The sequence below is a fragment of the Pseudomonas sp. WHRI 8519 genome (assembly GCF_040224055.2).
GTDB lineage: Bacteria > Pseudomonadota > Gammaproteobacteria > Pseudomonadales > Pseudomonadaceae > Aquipseudomonas > Aquipseudomonas putida_X.
In genome coordinates this window covers 2917435-2934694 of record NZ_CP167996.1, presented here as the reverse complement: position 1 = coordinate 2934694, position 17260 = coordinate 2917435, and the positions used below count along the sequence as shown (strand labels likewise).

Annotated in this window: 12 protein-coding genes; 8 read left to right on the top strand and 4 right to left on the bottom strand. The window is 64.5% G+C overall.

All coding sequences use genetic code 11. The features are described from left to right. Positions 1-86: 86 nt before the first annotated feature. From ABRP30_RS13465 to ABRP30_RS13445, 5 genes are all read left to right on the top strand, one after another. A complete protein-coding gene (locus tag ABRP30_RS13465; protein ID WP_349975316.1) occupies positions 87-1286 on the top strand; it encodes a benzoate/H(+) symporter BenE family transporter in 1200 nt (399 codons plus the stop codon). A 53-nt stretch (positions 1287-1339) separates the two neighbouring features. Continuing rightward, a complete protein-coding gene (locus ABRP30_RS13460) occupies positions 1340-2590 on the top strand; it encodes an OprD family porin (protein WP_349975317.1) in 1251 nt (416 codons plus the stop codon). Between the two features lie 95 nt (positions 2591-2685). Continuing rightward, positions 2686-3771 (top strand): metal-dependent hydrolase, encoded by a 1086-nt coding sequence (locus ABRP30_RS13455; protein WP_349975318.1) that lies wholly within the window; start codon positions 2686-2688, stop codon positions 3769-3771. A gap of 3 nt (positions 3772-3774) precedes the next feature. Then, positions 3775-4476: a TraX family protein gene (locus ABRP30_RS13450; RefSeq protein WP_349975320.1), complete on the top strand. Its 702-nt coding sequence runs from the start codon at positions 3775-3777 to the stop codon at positions 4474-4476. Positions 4477-4543: 67 nt separating this feature from the next. After that, positions 4544-5455 (top strand): LysR family transcriptional regulator, encoded by a 912-nt coding sequence (locus ABRP30_RS13445; protein WP_349975321.1) that lies wholly within the window; start codon positions 4544-4546, stop codon positions 5453-5455. A gap of 84 nt (positions 5456-5539) precedes the next feature. On the opposite strand, the gene ABRP30_RS13440 is transcribed toward ABRP30_RS13445, so the two are convergent. Further along, positions 5540-6637, bottom strand: a complete 1098-nt coding sequence (locus ABRP30_RS13440; protein WP_349975322.1) for an alkene reductase — start codon at positions 6635-6637, stop codon at positions 5540-5542. Between the two features lie 333 nt (positions 6638-6970). Between ABRP30_RS13440 and ABRP30_RS13435 the strand changes: the two genes are divergently transcribed. After that, positions 6971-9151 (top strand): PQQ-dependent dehydrogenase, methanol/ethanol family, encoded by a 2181-nt coding sequence (locus ABRP30_RS13435; RefSeq protein ID WP_349975323.1) that lies wholly within the window; start codon positions 6971-6973, stop codon positions 9149-9151. 7 nt (positions 9152-9158) lie between these two features. Then, entirely contained in the window at positions 9159-10592 is a 1434-nt protein-coding gene (aldA, locus tag ABRP30_RS13430) for an aldehyde dehydrogenase (RefSeq protein ID WP_349975324.1), read from the top strand. Positions 10593-10980: 388 nt separating this feature from the next. Here aldA and ABRP30_RS13425 read toward each other — a convergent pair whose 3' ends face one another. From ABRP30_RS13425 to ABRP30_RS13415, 3 genes are all read right to left on the bottom strand, one after another. Beyond that, positions 10981-12894 (bottom strand): sigma-54-dependent Fis family transcriptional regulator, encoded by a 1914-nt coding sequence (locus tag ABRP30_RS13425; protein ID WP_349975325.1) that lies wholly within the window; start codon positions 12892-12894, stop codon positions 10981-10983. A 93-nt stretch (positions 12895-12987) separates the two neighbouring features. After that, complete coding sequence (locus ABRP30_RS13420; protein WP_267816021.1) at positions 12988-14508, bottom strand: apoptosis inducing factor family protein; 1521 nt, start codon at positions 14506-14508, stop codon at positions 12988-12990. Between the two features lie 159 nt (positions 14509-14667). Then, positions 14668-15996 carry an MFS transporter gene (locus tag ABRP30_RS13415; RefSeq protein WP_267816019.1) on the bottom strand — a complete coding sequence of 443 codons (1329 nt, stop codon included), beginning with the start codon at positions 15994-15996 and terminating at the stop codon, positions 14668-14670. A 163-nt stretch (positions 15997-16159) separates the two neighbouring features. Between ABRP30_RS13415 and ABRP30_RS13410 the strand changes: the two genes are divergently transcribed. Then, entirely contained in the window at positions 16160-17257 is a 1098-nt protein-coding gene (locus tag ABRP30_RS13410) for a sugar diacid recognition domain-containing protein (RefSeq protein ID WP_349975327.1), read from the top strand. Positions 17258-17260 lie beyond the last annotated feature (3 nt).

Sequence of the window (17260 nt, the reverse complement as noted above, 5' to 3'; positions counted from 1 at the left end):
TTCGACTCAGCGGCGTCTGGGTCGCAGGCGCCTAGCCGGCGATCGAGCGCAAAGCCCTTGCAACCCACCACTGCAGCGAGAGGCCCATGAAAAACCTGATCAAGGACTGCTCCCTTTCCGCCATCGTCGCAGGTTGCCTGGCGACGATGATTTCCTACGCCGGCCCCCTGGTGATCATCTTCCACGCCGCCGAAGCCGCCGGTCTGTCCCAAGGCCTGCTGTCTTCGTGGGTGTGGGCCATCTCCATGGGCAGCGCGGTACTCGGCGGCGTGTTGAGCCTGTACTACCGGGTGCCGGTGGTGATCGCCTGGTCCATCCCGGGTTCGGCACTGTTGGTCACGGCCTTGCCCCAGCTAGGACTGGAGCAGGCGGTAGGGGCGTATCTGATGGCCAACCTGGTCCTGCTGGTGATCGGCATCAGTGGGGCCTTCGACCGCATCATCGCGCGCCTGCCGGGCTCGATCGCCGCCGGCATGCAGGCCGGCATTCTGTTCAGCTTCGGCATCGAGGTGTTCCGGGCATTGCCGCTGCAGCCGGGCCTGGTGCTGGCGATGTTCGTTACCTATGTGCTGATGCGCAGGCTGCAACCTCGCTACGCCGTGGCTGCGGTGTTGGGGGTCGGTGCCGTTGTCACCTTTGCCAGTGGCGCACTGCGCAGCGAGGCGCTGGTCGTGCAACTGGCCTCGCCGCAATGGATCACCCCGCAGTTCAGCCTGGCGGCGCTGTTCAGCCTGGCACTGCCAATGGTGCTGGTGGCGCTGACCGGGCAATTCATGCCGGGCATGGCAGTGCTGCGTAACGCCGGCTATGCAACGCCTGCCAGCCCGTTGATCAGCGCCAGTGCCATCGGTGGAGCCTTGTTGGCGCCGTTCGGTTGCCATGGGCTGAACCTCGCTGCCGTCACCGCCAGCCTGTGCACGGGGCACGAGGCCCATGACAACCCGCGCCGGCGCTATGTGGCGGCGCTCGCCGGCAGTGCGCTGTACCTGTTGCTGGGCATCGCCGGGGCGACGCTGATGTCGCTGTTCGCTGCTTTTCCTGCTGCGTTGATTGCCGCGCTGGCCGGGCTTGCGTTGTATGGCGCGATCAGCGACGCCCTGGCCCGCAGCCTAGCTGAGCCGCAGGAGCGCGACGCTGGCTTGTTCACCTTCCTGGTCACCGCTTCCGGGGTGTCTTTCCTTGGCCTTTCGGCGGCGTTCTGGGGGCTGCTGTTCGGCCTGCTGGCCCACGCGCTGCTCAGGCTGCGTCGCCCCCATGCCCGCGAGGCCCTGCGCCGTTCACTGTGAAGTCCGTACCGCCAACGCTTTACCCATAACAACAAGATCAAGAGAGCTTCGGAATGAACCCAACCCCTTGCGTCGCCATCGGGCTGACCCTGCTCAGCCAACCGTTACTCGCCGCCGAAGGCGGTTTCTTCACGGATGCCAAAGCCAGCCTCAGCGCCCGTAACTACTACTTCAGCCGTGACTTTTCCGACATCGTCGGCGCCAATCAGCAGTCCAAGGCCCAGGAGTGGGCTCAGGGCTTCATTCTTGATTTCAAGTCTGGTTACACACCTGGCACCGTAGGTGTTGGGATCGACGCGCTGGGCGTGCTCGGCATCAAGCTCGACAGCAGCCCGGACCGGGTCAATACAGGGCTGCTGCCGGTGCACGGTGATGGCAGAGCCGCCGACGAGTACAGCCGCCTGGCACCTACGTTCAAGGCCAAGGTGTCGAAAACCGAGCTGCGCGTGGGTGAACTGCAGCCCAACCTGCCGGTGCTGACCTTCAGCGATATCCGCCTGTTGCCGCCCACTTACCAAGGCGTCAGCCTCAGCTCATCCGACCTGGACGGCCTGACGGTGCAGGCCGGGCACCTGAGCGGCTCGCACCTGCGTAACGAAGGCGGCGACGGCAAAATGAACGCCATGCTCGGCCATGTGCCCCAGCGCCAGGTCGAGAGCGACGCGTTCAACTATGTGGGCGGCGACTATGCCTTCAATGGCAACCAGACCAGTGCCAGCCTCTGGTACGGGCAACTGCAGGACATCTATGCCCAGGGCTTTGCCGGGTTCAAGCACAGCAAACCGATCGGCGACTGGGTGCTCAGTGCCAACCTGGGCTATTTCACCGCCCGTGAGCAAGGTGACGCCTTGCTGGGCAGCATCGACAACCAGGCATTCTTTTCACTGCTCACAGCCAGGCGAGGGGGGCACAGCTTTCACGCGGGCTACCAGGCCATGTACGGTGACAGCCCGTTCCCCAGGGTATTCGCCAATATTTCCCCGCTGGGCAATGAGGTGCCGACCTATGAATTCGCCTACACCGATGAGCGCTCCTATCAGCTGCGCTATGACTACAACTTCGCGGCCATGGGCATCCCGGGGCTGACGGCGACGGTGCGCTACATCACCGGTAACAACGTCGACACAGGCCAAGGGTACGAGGGCAAGGATCGCGAACGAGACATCGATCTGGGGTATGCGGTGCAGAGCGGTGTGCTCAAAGGGCTGGGAATTCGGGTGAGAAATGCCATGGCGCGGTCCAATTACCGCAGCGACATCGATGAGAACCGGTTGATCCTGGTATACACCTGGCAGCTGTTCTGAGCCCGTACCGGCCACGCGTTGTCACACAGCAGCAATTGCATCAACGGGGTTCGCAGGGTTAGGTTTCCAGTATTGCCCGCTCAGGAAACCTTCCCTTGGACTCCATTACCCAAGCCGTACTCGGCGCTGCCCTGCAAGGCACAGTGCTCGGCCGCATCCAGGGCCGCCGCTCGTTGATCTACGGTGCCGTACTGGGCACCGTGCCGGACCTGGACGTGGTCATCCGCTACGCCGACCCGGTGTCGCAAATGACCTACCACCGGGGCTTTTCCCACTCGATCTTCGTGCTGACCGGCCTGGCCCTGGCGCTCGCCTGGCTGGTCAACTGGCTGGGGCGCAAGCGCTGGCCTGACAAAGGCTATACCTTGCCCAGGCTGTTCCTGGCGTTCTGGCTGGTGCTGGTCACCCACCCGATCCTCGATTCATTCACGGTGTACGGCACGCAACTGTTCTGGCCATTGCAGTTCACCCCGCAAAGCTGGGCCAGTGTGTTCATCATCGACCCTGTCTATACCGTGCCACTGCTGGCGGCCGTGCTCTACGCTGCGGTCAGGGGCGTCAGCGCCCAGGCGCTGCGGCTGATGAGCCTGGCCCTGGTGTTCAGCACGGCCTACCTGGGTTTCGGCCTGGCCGGGCGCATGGCAGCCGAGCAGCGTTTCCAGGCGGCCCTCGACCAGCAGGGGGTTGTCGCCAGCGACGTGCGTGCGGTACCGATCGCGTTCAACAGCCTGGTCTGGCGCGTGCTGGCCAAGACCCCGGAGGGTGACTATTACGAGGGCATCAGCAGTGTGTTCGACCGTGCGCCCCCGGAAATGCAGCGCCTGCCGCGTAACCTGCAGCTTGCCGCTGCATTGGCCGACAACCCCCTGTTGCAGCGGCTGCGCTGGTTTACCGATGACTGGCTGCGCTACGACGAGGTGGACGGTGCGCTGGTGGTCACCGACCTGCGCATGGGGATCCCGGGCAATTACACCTTCCGCTTCAACATGGGCCACCGCGATGCTCAGGGGCAATGGGTTGCCGACACGCCCACCGCGTGGCGCGGCAGCGGAGCAGGCTCGATGTTCAACCGCCACGACCTGGCGTTGATCTGGCGCCGTATCCTGGACCAGCAACCCCCGCTGCCGTTGGCCGCCTGGACCACCCAATACCTGCATCAGGCCGACGGCCCCGGGCGCTGAGGCGTGCGTTCGGCAGGGCTGGACCTGGTCAAGTGGACGGCGATCGTGACCATGGTCGCCGACCATCTACGTTTCATCTGGCCAGCCGCGGACGGGCTGTTCATCGTCGGTCGCCTGGCCTTCCCCTTGTTCTGCCTGGCGATCGCAGTGAATGTCGGGCGCAGCCCAGCGGGTCGGCTGTTGACCCGCCCCAACCTGCGCTACCTGGGCTGGATGCTGACGTTCATGGTCCTGTCTGAAGGCCCTTACCGTTGGCTGGACGCCACCACCCAGACCTTCAGCGTGATCCCCACACTGACCTTGGGGCTGCTGGTGGCGTGGGCGGTGCACCACCCAACGGCGGCAGCGCGGCTGATCGGCCTTGTCGCCTTGGTGATCGCAACGTTGGGCAGCGCGCAGCTGATGTATGGGTTGCCCGGCGTCCTGCTGCCTAGCGCCTGGCTGATGGCGCGCAGCCGAGGGGGCGTGGCCTGGCTGCTGCCGTGCCTGTTGGCTGTGGCGGGCAACCTGACCAACAGTTGGTTGTTCGAACACCTGCTGGCACCGGTCACGTTGTTGACCATGGCCGCTGCAGCCCTGGCCATTCCTGTCGGGTGCAGATTGCTGCGCAACGACCATTGGCCCGTGCCTGCGGTGGGGCGTTGGGGGTATCTGTTCTACCCGGTGCACCTGCTGGTCATCAAGGGCCTGCAGTGGATGCTGTAACGACGCCCTTGCATTACTGCAATATGCACCCATCTAAGCGGGTCTTGAGTCTCTGCAGGTACCGGACATGGAACCCAACCGCTTCGGCGACATCACCGCTTTCGTCAGTGCCGCGAAGGCGGGCAGCTTTACCGCTGCAGCGGCGAGCCTGGGGCTGACCCGTTCAGCCGTGGGCAAGAGCATCGCGCGGCTGGAGGCGCGCATGGCGGTACGCCTGCTCAACCGTACCACTCGCAAATTGAGCCTGACCGATGAGGGTTTGGTGGCGTATGAGCGTTGGCGGCAGATTCTGGATGACCTGGACGAGGTGGAAACCACCATGGCCCAGCGGCGCGGCAAGCCCAGCGGCACACTGCGCCTGACCGCCCCGTTGTCGTTGGGCCAGCGCCATGTGCTGCCGGTGCTCGATGCTTACCTCAAGCAATGGCCGGAACTGCGCGCCGACATCCGCTTTACCGACCGGTTCGTCGACCTGGTCGAGGAGGGCATTGACGTGGCCGTGCGGATCGGTGCTCCCAAGGAAGACTCACAGCTGCTCACACGCACTGTGGCCTGGCAGCAGTTCGTCACCTGCGCTTCGCCCGATTATCTGCGCCGGCACGGGGTGCCGCAGGTGCCGGCAGACCTTTACGGGCACGACAAGATCGCCTTCCTGACAGGTGAAAAATCCATGCCCTGGCGCTTTCACACCCTGGAGGGCCTGCACCTGTGCGAGGAGCCGGGGCGGCTCAATATCGACAGTTCCGAAGCCATGCTCGATGGTGCACGGGCAGGGTTCGGGCTGATTCACCTGCCCACCTACATCACCGGGGAGGACCTTCGCGCCGGCACCCTGGTGGAAGTGCTGCACGCCTACAGGCCGCCGGCGGATCCCATTCGGGTGGTGTACCCCAGCAAACGCCACCTGTCGCCGCGCGTACGCGGGTTCATCGATCTGCTGGTGGCGAGCTGGGAGCAGGGCGTGCCCTGGGAACAATGATTGCGCACGTCAGGCCCCTGAAGCCGGGTTCATCCCGGCTGCCTCTACGGCGTCTGATCCGTAGATGCGGGGCCGGTCATGCCATCAAGCCTGTTGCAGGAACGGGTAATCCGTATACCCCTGCGGCCCGTTCGCATAGTCGAACTGTGGCCGATGTTCATTCAGTGGCGCCTTGATCAGCAGGCGTTCCACCAGGTCTGGGTTGGCGATGAAGCTGCGGCCGAACGCCACGGCATCGATCAACCCACGCCCGATCAGGTCTTCGCCTTTCTCTGCGGTATAGGCGCCTGCGGCAATGATCACACCTGGGTAAGCGGCCCGAATAGCCTCACGGAAGTTATCGCGCAGCGGCTTGCCACCCGCCCAGTCCGGCTCGGACAGGTGCAGGTAGGCCAGGTTGCGCTTGGCCAGTTCCTTGATCAGGTACAGCCCTGCGGCCTCTTGATCTTCGCCATTGTCCACGCCATTGAAGCCACCCAACGGGAAAATACGGATACCCACGCGCTCGGCGCTCCAGCCGGCAATGGCGGCATCCACTGCTTCGAGCACGATACGGGCGCGGTTCTCGACACTGCCGCCATAACGGTCCTCGCGCTGGTTGGCGCTGGGGGTGAGGAACTGATGCAAAAGGTAGCCGTGAGCGGCATGCAATTCGATGAAGTCGAAGTCGGCTTCGCGAGCATTTACCGCGGCCTGGCCGAAATCGGCGACGATGCCGGCGATTTCTTCCTCGCTCAGCGCACGCGGTGCAGAGGTCTCGGTGCGTACCAGGTTGCCTTGTTCGTCCCGCAACGTGGTACGGGCACTGGCAGCCAGGGCGCTGGGCGCCACAGGTGCCTGGCCACCAGGCTGCAAGGACGTGTGCGAAACACGGCCGGTGTGCCAGACCTGCACGGCGCTGTGGCCGCCTGCAGCATGAATGCCTTCGTTGACCAGGCGCCAGGCGGCGATCTGCTCGGCGCTGTGAATGCCTGGCGAGCCCGAGTAACCCTTGGCCTGGAAGGAGATTTGCGTAGCCTCGGTGATGATCAGGCCGGCACTGGCACGCTGGGCGTAGTACTCGGCCATCATCTGGGTGGGTACATCACCGGGCTCCCGGCTGCGCAGGCGGGTGAGGGGCGCCATGAACACGCGGTTGGGCAATGTCAGTGGGCCGATCTGCAAGGGTTGGAAGAGTTTCATTGCCGCTCCGAAGGTGAAAAACCAATGGCGCGCACGATACCGGGATCATTGGGGAATGGGGGGACCGGCACCCCGGCTGCGAGCTCCCCAATGGTCTTTGTTCATGCAACTCAGCACCTTTTGGGCCGGCGAGCGGCTGGCACACCTGTGTCATGCCTGCAGCAATTGTTTCATCGCTGCGCCAGTGGCACTGGCCTGGTGGTTCCCTACAAGGTAGTGCCGAACCGCTCTGGCATGGGGGGTTGGCGAGCGCGTGCTATCAGTGGCACAGCCGTTGCTCTGTGTGTTACCGACGCCTGATGCGGTGTCCATAACAAGAACGGAGAACCGAGCATGAATCGAACAGGCCCACACCGTCGGCCTCTGCCGCACTTGCTGAGCTGCCTGGCCTTGAGCCTGGCGTGCAGCGCACCTGCTTTAGCCGCCGAAGTCGACGGCCAGCGCATCATCGACGCCGACAAGGAACCCGGCAACTGGATGAGCCACGGCCGAACCTATGACGAGCAGCGCTACAGCCCGCTCAAGGCGATCAACCAGGACAATGTCAACCAGCTCGGTCTTGCCTGGAGTTACAAGCTAGACCTTGACCGGGGTGTGGAAGCGACACCGATCGTGGTTGACGGGGTGATGTACACCACCGGGCCGTTCTCGGTGGTATATGCCCTGGACGCGCGCAATGGCGCGCTGCTGTGGAAGTACGACCCGCAGTCCGACCGCCACCGCGCCGGTGAAGCCTGCTGTGACGCGGTCAACCGCGGGGTGGCGGTGTGGCAGGGCAAGGTCTACGTTGGCGTGCTCGATGGCCGCCTGGAGGCGATCGATGCCAAGACCGGCAAGCGCGTGTGGTCGGTGGACACCCGCGATGACACCAAGCGCAGCTACACCATCACCGGGGCACCGCGGGTGGTCAATGGCAAGGTGATCATTGGCAATGGCGGCGCCGAATTCGGTGTGCGCGGGTACGTGACGGCGTACGACGCCGAAACCGGCAAACAGGCCTGGCGCTTCTTCACCGTACCGGGCGACCCCAAGCTGCCGCCCGAGAACAAAGCCATGGAAATCGCCAGCAAGACCTGGCACGGCGACGCTTATGTCGAGTGGGGCGGCGGCGGTACCGCCTGGGACTCGTTCGCCTACGACCCGGAACTCAACCTGTTGTATATCGGCGTGGGCAATGGCTCGATGTGGGACCCGAAATGGCGCAGCCAGGCCAAGGGCGACAACCTGTTCCTGTCCTCGATCGTCGCGGTCAACGCTGACACCGGCGAATACGCCTGGCACTACCAGACCACGCCAGGCGATGCCTGGGATTTCACCGCCACCCAGCACATGATCCTGGCCGAGCTGCCAATTGACGGCAAACCACGCAAAGTGCTGATGCAAGCCCCGAAAAACGGCTTCTTCTACGTCCTGGACCGTGCCACCGGCGAGCTGCTGTCGGCGAAGAACATCGTGCCGGTCAACTGGGCCAAGGGTATCGACATGAAAACCGGACGGCCGATCCTCGACGATGAGGCGGCCGCCTACTGGAAGGACGGCAAGCGCAAGCTGGTGACCCCAGCGTTCTGGGGCGCCCACGATTGGCACCCGATGTCCTACAACCCCGACACGGGCCTGGTGTACATCCCGGCGCATATCATGTCGGCCTACTACGAACACATCCCCGAGGCGCCCAGGCGCAACCCGTTCAAGAGCGTTTACCAGCTGGGGCTGCGTACCGGCATGATGCCCGAAGGCGCTGAAGGCCTGCTGGACATGGCCAAGAGCTGGTCGGGCAAGCTGATCGCCTGGGACCCGGTCAAGCAAGCGCCTGCGTGGGAAGTACCGTACATCACCATCTTCAACGGCGGCACCCTGAGCACTGGCGGCAACCTGGTGTTCGAAGGCAGCGCCGATGGCCGGGTGATCGCCTATGCCGCCGATTCAGGCAAAAAGCTCTGGGAGTCGCCCGCCGCCAGTGGAGTGATGGCAGCGCCGATCACCTATTCGGTGGACGGCGAGCAGTACGTGACGTTCATGGCCGGCTGGGGCGGGGCGTTCTCCACCTTTGCCGGGGCGCTGTCGCTGCGCGCCGGGGTGCAGCCGTTCGCTCAGGTGCTGACCTACAAGATCGGCGGTACCGCCAAGTTGCGCGAGCCGGCGCCACCGGCCGATGCACCGGAGCCGCCCGCGTTGAGCGCCGATGCGCAGACGGTCGCTGCCGGGGCAGCGCTGTATGACGGCAACTGCTCGCAGTGCCACGGCATTCACGCCGTCAGTGGCGGCGTGCTGCCCGACTTGCGCAAGCTCACTGCCGAAAAGCACCAGATGTTCCTTGGCATCCTCTATGGCGGCCGGGTACCCGATGGCATGCCTTCGTTCGCCGACAACCTCAACCCCGAGCAGGTCGAGCAGGTGCACCAGTACCTGATCAAGCGCGCCCATGACTTGAAGGCCGAAGGCGATGCGTGGCAGCGCTTCAGCGCCAAGCCCGTCGCCCAGCCGCCCCTGGCCGACAACACACCACAGGAGTGACACGAGCATGACTGACACGACCTACCAGAACTTCATCGACAACACGTTCGTGCCCAGCGAGGCGCTGATCGAGGTGTACAACCCGGCCAACGCTCAGTTGCTCGGCCGGGTGCCGGAAACCCCGGCTGAACAGGTGGAGCGCGCCATTGCCGCGGCGCGCAAGGCGCAAAAGGGCTGGGCGGCGAAGACAGCCATCGAACGGGCAGGCTACTTGCGCCAGATCGCCAACAAGGTGCGGGCCAATGCCGACCGCCTGGCGCGGATCATTACCCAAGAGGGCGGCAAGGTGCCGGCGTTGGCCCAGGTCGAGGTCAACTTTACCGCTGACTACCTGGACTACATGGCTGAATGGGCGCGGCGCCTGGAAGGCGAGGTACTGAGCAGCGACCGCGCCCACGAACACATCTTCCTGATGCGCAAGCCATTGGGCGTGGTGGCGGGGATTCTGCCGTGGAATTTCCCGTTCTTCCTCATCGCACGCAAGATGGCGCCGGCGCTGCTCACCGGCAATACCATCGTGGTCAAGCCCAGTGAGGAAACGCCCATCAATTGCTACGCGTTCGCCCAGTTGGTGGCCGAGACAGACCTGCCTGCGGGGGTATTCAACGTGGTCGGTGGCAAAGGGGCGAGCGTTGGTCACGGCCTGTCGAGCCATGCCGGTGTCGACCTGGTGAGCTTCACCGGCAGCGTGGCGACTGGTGCACGGATCATGGCTGCGGCGGCACCGAACATTACCAAGCTCAACCTCGAACTGGGCGGCAAGGCGCCGGCGATCGTGCTGGCTGATGCCGACCTGGAGCTGGCGGTGAAAGCCATCGTAGCCTCGCGCGTGATCAACACCGGCCAGGTCTGCAACTGTGCCGAACGGGTGTATGTGCAGCGCAAGGTGGCCGACGCCTTCGTCGACAAGGTAGGCCAAGCCATGGCGGCCACCCGTTATGGCGACCCCTCGCGCCAGGCCGACCTGGACATGGGGCCGTTGATCAACCAGGCCGGCCTCGACAAGGTGGCGCAGATGGTGCGCACGGCCGTAGGGCAGGGCGCCCAGGTGGTGACCGGGGGGCAGGTGGCCGACCTCGGCGCCGGGTTCCATTACCAGCCGACCGTGTTGGCCGGGTGTACGGCGGACATGGAGATCATGCGCAAGGAGGTTTTCGGACCGGTATTGCCGATCCAGGTGGTCGATGATCTGGACGAGGCGATTGCCTTGGCCAATGACAGCGAGTACGGGCTGACTTCGTCACTCTATACCCGTGACCTCAATGCCGCGCTGAAGGCCTGCCGCGAGATCGACTTTGGCGAGACCTACATCAACCGTGAGAACTTCGAAGCCATGCAGGGCTTCCACGCCGGTGCGCGCAAGTCCGGCATCGGCGGGGCGGATGGCAAGCACGGGTTGTATGAGTACACGCGTACGCAGGTGGTGTATATCCAGGGGTAAGTGATCACAGCATCTCCCTGTCGCCGGCCAGCTGAGTGGGGGCTGGCGACGGGCTGTAAAGCCGACCCAGATGCTCGCTGGTCTCATCGAGCGCGCCCGGGCTATCACAGCTGTGCTATGGGGGGCTGCTGCGCAACCCATCGCCGGCAAGCCGGCTCCCACCCCGACCGCGCTGTTCTTCAGACCTGGGCTTTACCTGTGGAAGCAACGGTCTTACCCATTTCTAAAACTCGGCGCAATCCAAGTGGGAGCCGGCAAGCCAGCTCACACCGAGACCGCGTAGTTCTTCAGGCCTGCGCTTTACCTGTGGAAGCAACGGTCTTACCCATTTCTAATACTCGGCGCAATCCAGGTGGGAGCCGGCTTGCCGGCGATTGGGCCGCACGGGTCACACCATCAGGTTCGGCTGCACGATCCCGTAGCGCTTCATCTTGCGGTACAGCGTCGAGCGCGAAATACCCAACGCCTGCGCCGCTGCACTCATGTTCCAGCGCTCACGCTTCAAAACCTCCAACAAGTGCCGCACCTCAAGGTCTTCCACCTGCTGCTCGAGCGCACCAGGCTGCGCCAGCGCAGGGCAGTCCAGCAGCTCCTGGGGCAAGTCGGCCAGCTCGATCACCCCGCCTTCGGCCAGCGCCACCGCCTGGCGCAATGCGTTGAGTAGTTGGCGCACATTTCCCGGCCACGCATGCTCCTGCAGGCAACGATGCGCCTCTGCGCTCAAACGCAAACGCAAACCGGCCGACAGGCTACACAGCAGTGTATCGATCAGCTCGCGGCGGTCGCTGCGTTCACGCAGGGCCGGCAACCGCATGCGCATCCCGCACAGGCGATAGTAAAGGTCCTCGCGAAAGCGCTTCTCGCCAATCATGGCCTGCAGGTCCTGGTGGGTCGCCGATATCACCTGGATATCCAGCGGCACCGGCGTTTCGGCCCCCAGCGGTACCAGTTCACGTTCGGCCAGCACTCGCAGCAGCCGCGTTTGCAGGTGTGCGGGCATGTCACCGATCTCATCGAGAAACAGCGTGCCGCCATTGGCGTGCTCCAGCTTGCCTTTCATGCCTTTGCGGCTGGCACCGGTGAAACTGCCAGCGCGGTAGCCGAACAGTTCGCTTTCGATCAATGACTCGGGTATCGCTGCGCAATTGAGCGCCACGAACGGCTTGGCATGGCGCTGGCTGGCCTGGTGCAGGGCGCGGGCGAACGCCTCCTTGCCAGTACCGGTTTCGCCGTTGAGGAGAATGGCGATGTCCTTGTCCAACACCTTGCGCAGCCGGCGCACGCCTTGTTGCAGTTGCGCGTCTTGGCCGGCCAGCTGATCGAGGCCGGGGTGGCCAGCCCGCGCTGGCATCGGCGGTGCAGCCCGCAGCGGGCGGTAGCCTGCCGGGACGCGCAGGCCCACGTCCAGTAAAAGCGGTTGAGCCGGGCCGCGCAACTGCGTACCGCGGGCGCCGCCACGGGTGAGGTCAAGCAATTGGCCGATATCGGCGTGCAACAGCTGTTCGACAGGCGCCCCTAGTAACCTGCCGTCATACGCAAGGAAGGCTGCCCGATTGGCACCGATCACCCGGCCACCCTCATCCAGCGCCAGCAACTGCTCGGCCGCCAGGTCCGAGAACTCGTCACGCGGTTTCAGCGCCAGGGTCAGGCGGTCGCGGTAGCGTTCGCGGAAATGGCTGTTCTCGATCAGCCGGGCGTAGAGGGTCACCAGTTGCAAGGTCAGGTGCTGTGCTTGCTTGGGGCCATCGTTGTACAGGCAGGTGGCATTGAGGCAACCGAGCAATCGATTGTGGGCATCGAAGATCGGCGACACCGAGCAGCTCAGGCGCGCGTTGGCGGCCAGGAAGTGCTCTTGACGGTGGATGGTCAGGGCTTGGCCGCATGCCAGCGCGGTGCCGATGCCGTTGGTGCCGGCTACCGACTCGTCCCAGCGCGCGCCGACGATCAGCCCCGAGCGCGTATAGCGTTGCGGGTCGGGCGGCAAGCGGGCATCGAGGGTAATACCCTCGGCGTCGCTGAGCAGCACGGCGAAGCCTGCATCCACCACCCGCCGCGCCAGGCCGCTGACACCTTGGCTGGCGATGGCCAGGTAGGCCTCATGCTGGGCTTGGTGCAGGCGGATTTCGGTTGCACTGAGCATGTTGTCGACATGGCGCAATTCAGGGTCCAGGTGATGCTGGTTGATGCTGCGGTACCAGGACTCGGCGATAACAGGTTCTGGCATCAGGCCGCGTTCGGCGAAATGGCAATCGACGAACGCAGCCAGCTCACTGGCGGGGGGTGAGGCGGTGTGCGCGGCCATGGGCGCTCCACGAAATTCTTGTTATTGGAGGTGGGGAAAACCATAGCTGATTTTTGCAGGATCGGCAGCCAGGCTGGCGCGGGGCGAAAGCGTTCAACCGATCAACTCAAGCGCCTGCGCCAGGCTCAGTGACCGCTTCATGCGCTGCGACAACTGCGCCATGGCATCAGAATAGCCCCTGGCGATCACCGCTTGCACCTGCTCACCTGCACATTGCAAGGCAATGAAGTCGCCTTGTTCCGGCTGCCCGACAAATTCGATGCGGTCCCAGTCGCGCGCATGCCCCAGTACTTCATAAGTGAGCCCATGCTGATAGGTCCAGAAGAACGGTACGTCGGCATACCGGCGCTGCTCGCCCAGCATGTTGGCAGCCGCGATGACACCGTGTTGTTGAGCCAGGCGCCAATGCTCGATGCGCACCGGGCGGCCGGTGAGGGGGAAGGTCGCGATATCGCCGGCAACCCATAGCCGATCGGCGGCCTGCAAGTGGGCGTCCGCTGAAATGGACCGGTCTTCGGCCAATTGCACGCCCTGCACGAAGGCAGTGGCCGGGGTGACGCCGGTACCGAGCAAGGCCAGTGACGTGTCGAGGGTCTCACCGTTGCTCAGCTGCACGGCTTCGACGTGCTGCGTACCGACGAAGCGTTCGACCTCGGTCGGGCCATGAAACACCACGCCCTTGCCCTCATGCAGCGCGCGAATGGAGCGGCCGATGCGCTCCCCCAACGGCGTGCGTAACGGAACTTCGTGGCGGGTGACCACGTGGACCTGTGCGCCGTATGCGCACAGTGCCGATGCGGCCTCCAGGCCGATGAAACCGTCACCGACGATCACCACGGGCTGGCCGGGTTCGGCGGCATCGAGCAGGCGCGCTGCATCTTCGCGCGAGCGCAGCGTCAGGATGCCCGCCAGGCCTGCACCGGGCAGGTCTGGGCGTTGCGGTTTGCCGCCGGTGGCCAGCAAGGCTGCGTCATAATCGATGCGTTGGCCGTCAGCGAGGATGATCTGGCGCTTTTTGGCATCCAGCAGGCGCACCTTGGCCGAGCGCCGCTCCAGTTGGCCGGTGCGCAACTGGTCAGCTTCAAGCAGCGCCGGTACCTCGTCCGGCGGCATTTCGCCGGCAATCACGAATTTGCTCAGCGCAGTCCGGTCATACGCCGGTTGCCGTTCCTGGTCGAGCCACACCAGGCGCCCGCCGAACCCATGGGCCAGCAGCGTGGCAACTGCCGCCGAGCCTGCGGCTCCGGCGCCGATGACGACGAAGCAGCGCGCATCGCTGTGGCGCGGTGGCTCGGGTTGCGGCAGAGGCTGGTCATCGACCCAGACATCGCCATCCTTGACCCAGGCGCGGTAGCGGCGCAGGTCTGCCAACGCCGGGGGCTCGCAGACCACACCCTCGTCGATGGCGAAAGCAGCCTTGTGCCAGGGGCAGACCAGCAGGCCGTCGCACACCACGCCTTCATCCAGCGGCGCTCCGGCGTGCGGGCAATTGGCCTGAAAGGCGCGGACCTGCCCGGCACTGCGGATCAGGATCACTTCTTCGCTGCCGGCCTGTACCCGCAGGGGGCGTTTCGGGTCCAGCTGGTCAAAGCGGGCCACGGCGTGGTCGGTCATGGGAGTCTCCAAAGGGGGCCTTTGGAATCATTTGACGCCTCGGACGGGAGGGTGATGCGTTGACCTGACGACCGGAAACGCCGAGTCGCTTCCCGGCGAAACATGCCCGATGTGGCAGCCGCCTTGCCGTCAACGGGGCCGCAGAGCGGCCCCACGCACTCAATGGGCCCGGGCCGCCGCCAGGGCACTGGCGCGCGTCACCCGCAGCGCCACGAGGCTCCCCAGCACGATCAGTGCTGCCAGTGAATACAAAGCGGCGTCGGTCGAACCGGTCTGGTCCTTGATGAAGCCAACCCAGTACGGGCTGAGGAACCCGGCCATCTGCCCCACCGAGTTGATGATCGCCAGGCCCGCGACCGCGGCACTGGCGCTGAGCAGTGCGGTGGGCATCGGCCAGAACATCGGCAGGCCGGTGAGGGCCCCCATGGTGGCGATCGACAGGCCCAGGATGGCGATGGCCGGTGTGGCGGCAAAGTTGACCGCAATCAGCAAACCGCCAGCGCCCATCAGCATCGGCACCACCAGGTGCCAGCGGCGTTCGTTGCGCAGGTCCGCCGAGCGGCCACAGAGGATCATGAACACACCCGCCAGCAGGTACGGAATGGCGCTCAGCCAGCCGATCAGCAGCGGGTTGTCGAAGCCCATGTTCTTGATGATCGACGGCAGCCAGAAGTTGATCGCGTAGACACCGCTCTGAATGCAGAAATAAACGAAGCCGAAGGTCCAGATCAATGGGTTGGTCAGCACGGCGAGCACACCGTCACCCTTGGCGACGGGTTTGCTGGCGGCATCTGCCTTCAAATCGGCCTCGATCAGCTGGCGTTCGGCGGGGCTCAGCCAGGCGGCTTTGTGGTAACCATCGCTGAGCATGCCAATGGCCAGGAAACCCAGCGCCACGGTTGGCAGGCCCTGTATCAGGAACATCCACTGCCAGCCTGCCAGGCCATGCTGGCCCGTGGCGAAGTGTTCGAGGATCCAGCCGGAGAAAGGCCCGCCGAGCAGGCCCGATACAGGGATCGCCGACATGAACAAAGCCATGATCCGGCCACGGCGGTCTGCCGGGAACCAGCGCGAGAGGTACAGCACCACACCCGGAAAGAAGCCTGCTTCAGCAGCGCCGGTCAGCAAGCGCAGGGTGTAGAACTCGGTTGGGGTGGTGACGAACAGCAGGCAGGTCGAGAGACTGCCCCAGGCGATCATCATCGCCGCAATCCAGCGCCGCGGGCCGAAGCGGTTGAGCGCCAGGTTGCTTGGCAGGCCACAGAGCACATAGCCGATGAAGAAGATTCCGGCACCCAAGCCGTAGACGGTTTCGCTGAATTTGAGCGCGTCGAGCATTTGCAGCTTGGCGAAGCCGACATTGACGCGGTCGAGGTAGTTGAACAGGTAGCAGATGAAAATGAACGGAATCAGCCGCAGGGTGATGCGCCGGTAAAGCGCGTTGCGGGTGATGTCTGTGCCTTGGTCAGGGGCAGGGCTGTGTGCCATGATCGGGTTCTCTATTGTTATGGTTGTCGCCGCGTCGCCTGTGCCGGCGCTCGCCCTGATGAGTCTCGGGCAGTGCGACGCAGCTGTCTTTGTGCTTTTGCACAGCCATCTGGGCAAGACGCTGTGCTCGCGAACAAAGCCTAACACCCTCAAGGATCACCGAATGTTCGAACTGGACCATGACCTGGCGCAGGATATTGTCGATCGGGCAATGGCCATTCTGCCGTGCAATGTCAATGTCATGGACAGCCAGGGGCTGATCCTGGGCAGTGGCGAGCCGGAGCGCATCAATACCCGCCACGAAGGCGCGCAACTGGTATTGGCCAACGGCCGGATCGTTGAGCTCGATGCAGAGGCCGCCAAGTGCCTCAAAGGTGTGCAACCGGGGGTGAACCTGCCGCTGATGCTCGATGGGCGGCTGATCGGGGTGCTGGGGCTGACGGGTGAGCCGCAGCAGCTGCGCACCTACGGCGAACTGGTGCGCATGACCGCCGAAATGCTCTTGGCTCAGCGCCACTTGCAGGTTGAGCAGCAATGGCGGCGCCAGCGTTGTGACGACCTGCTGGCGTTGCTGCTCGGTGGCACCGGCGACTCGCCGCGGCTGCTGGACGAAGCGCAGCAATTGGGCCTGAAACCGCAATTGCCACGGGTGCCGTGCTTGTTCGAACTGAGCGCCGGCCCGGCGGCCGAGGCCTTGGCCGCCTGGTTGATGAGCCGTTACCCGGACAGTTGGTGCGTGAGCCCGGCGCGCGATTCCTTGCTATGGTGCCGCCCGGCCGGTGTCGTGCTGGACGATCAGCGCCTGTTCGAGCGCGTGCAGCGCAGCGGCTGGCAGATCGAGCGCCTGGCGCTGGGCAGCCCGGCACAGAGCCTTGAGCAGTTGCGCCGCGGTTACCGGCGGGTCCGTGACCTGCTCGCCTATGGCCGCGAAGTGTTGCCAGGCGAGAAACTGTTGAGCCTTGCGCGTTACCGTCTGCCGGCCTTGTTGTGGCGCCATCGCAATGAAGATGCGCTGGATGAGCTGCTTGAGCCGCTGCGCCGCATTGGCGCCAAGGATGCCAGCGGGCAACTGCTCGCCACCCTGCGCGCGTGGTGTGCGCATGATGGCCAGAGCCAAGCCTGCGCCGATGCCCTTGGCATCCACCGCAACAGCCTGCGTTACCGCCTGGAACGCATTGCCGAGCTGGGCGAGGTCGACCCGCTGCGTCTGGAAGGCATGTTGAGCCTGTACCTGGGGTTGCAGCTGTTGCCAGCGGCTTGAGCG